We start from the raw sequence: 1,334 nt of genomic DNA, 5'->3' as shown, positions 1-1,334 counted from the left end.
AATGAACGCCTGTGGAGATAGTAGGTTACGAGGTCTGCGAAGCAGGAAGCCCATTGGCTTTAGACAATGGGTAGTTCACAATGAGGTGATGATATATGCCAAAGACTATGCTGGATTTAATAGAGCAATATGTAGAAGCTGTTAAAAAGATTTATGGCTCACATGTACGACAGATTATTCTATATGGATCCTATGCAAGAGGAGATTTCCGACCGGATTCGGATGTAGATATTATGATTTTATTGGATATGTCTGATCTGGAGTTAAAAGCATATGCACAACAGCTTTCTTATATGACCTATGATTTCAATATGGACAACGATCTGGATATCAAGCCTATTGCAAAAAGCGAAGCACATTTTAAAAAGTGGATTGTAAATTATCCGTTTTATTCCAATGTTTATAAAGAAGGGGTAGTTTTGTATGGAGCAGCATAATCAGGAAATTGGTACAAGACGGGATTTGGTTCTATATCGTCTGGAAACGGCAAAAAATGATCTGAAATCTGCAAGAGCGTTATTTGCAATTGAAGGCTATCGAGGAGCAAATAACAGAGCATATTAAGCTATCTTTCATGCGATTAATGCCGTACATGCTATTAATGGAAAAGCATATAAAAGACACAAAGATGCTGTGGCGAATTTCAACAAGGATTATGTAAAAACATCTGTGTTTCCAAGAGAAATGGGACGAAAAATTGGACAGGCGGAAGAGATTCGACATGCAAGTGACTATGATGATTTTTATATTGCAAGTAAAGAAGAATCAGAACGTCAGATTCTGACAGCAGATGAGTTTATAATTTTGGCAGAAAAATATTGTGGGGAGCAGATTGAAGAGCTTGGTCTTGATTGAAGGATTCCAAAGTGAAAAAGGTGAACTTCAAAAGAGTACAGCTCAAAGAATAACAAAAATATTGGATACTATGGATATAAAAGATAATATTTTGCAGACTGATAATACGCTTTTTGAAAATATGATTCTTCCAGAGGATATTCAAAATGGTTTTTCTAATTTGGAAGAAAATGATATAAGTTTCTTAAAGTGTTGTAGTCAAACTTTTCAAGCACTGCAGTTACAATGATAGTTTATTATAAGTTAAGCCAAAGCTTGATATTGCAATGAAATCAAAAATACTCATGGTAAAATAATATATCATTTTGTAAACAAAATTGCAATCATTAATATGAGAAAACAAAAAAGAAATATGTGATAAAAAGAAACCGGGAAGCGTTACGTTTCCCGGTTTTTTTCTTGGTGCGCCTAGCGGCGCACGTTTCTAACGGGTTAAAGTCCCGAATCCGCCCGGTAGTGGGAAGGATATAGCCGAAGGC

The 1,334-nt window shown here is 35.7% G+C and carries 4 protein-coding genes; all 4 read left to right on the top strand.

The features are described from left to right. The first annotated feature begins 95 nt into the window (after positions 1–95). The 4 genes from GPK60_RS11480 to GPK60_RS11470 are packed head-to-tail and all read left to right on the top strand — an operon-like array spanning position 96 to position 1,084. Positions 96–437 carry a nucleotidyltransferase domain-containing protein gene (locus tag GPK60_RS11480; protein WP_215660191.1) on the top strand — a complete coding sequence of 114 codons (342 nt, stop codon included), beginning with the start codon at positions 96–98 and terminating at the stop codon, positions 435–437. After that, positions 424–564, top strand: a complete 141-nt coding sequence (locus GPK60_RS15715) for a hypothetical protein (protein ID WP_346727776.1) — start codon at positions 424–426, stop codon at positions 562–564. The genes GPK60_RS11480 and GPK60_RS15715 overlap by 14 nt, the downstream gene beginning before the upstream one ends. 3 nt (positions 565–567) lie before the next feature. Next, positions 568–855: a HEPN domain-containing protein gene (locus GPK60_RS11475; protein ID WP_346727777.1), complete on the top strand. Its 288-nt coding sequence runs from the start codon at positions 568–570 to the stop codon at positions 853–855. Further along, positions 842–1,084, top strand: coding sequence for a hypothetical protein (locus GPK60_RS11470; RefSeq protein ID WP_215660188.1), 243 nt, complete (start codon positions 842–844; stop codon positions 1,082–1,084). The genes GPK60_RS11475 and GPK60_RS11470 overlap by 14 nt, the downstream gene beginning before the upstream one ends. Positions 1,085–1,334 lie beyond the last annotated feature (250 nt).

The sequence above is a fragment of the Ruminococcus sp. MCC718 genome, from assembly GCF_018783905.1.
Taxonomy (GTDB): Bacteria; Bacillota; Clostridia; order Lachnospirales; family Lachnospiraceae; genus Hominisplanchenecus; species Hominisplanchenecus faecis.
Note: the sequence above shows the minus strand (reverse complement) of the source record. Positions and strands in the feature narration are given on the sequence as shown.

Excerpts from the sequence above, each read along its gene's own strand:
- GPK60_RS11480 (WP_215660191.1), top strand. The coding sequence starts at position 96 with ATGCCAAAGACTATGCTGGATTTAATAGAGCAATATGTAGAAGCTGTT.
- GPK60_RS15715 (WP_346727776.1), top strand. The coding sequence starts at position 424 with ATGGAGCAGCATAATCAGGAAATTGGTACAAGACGGGATTTGGTTCTA.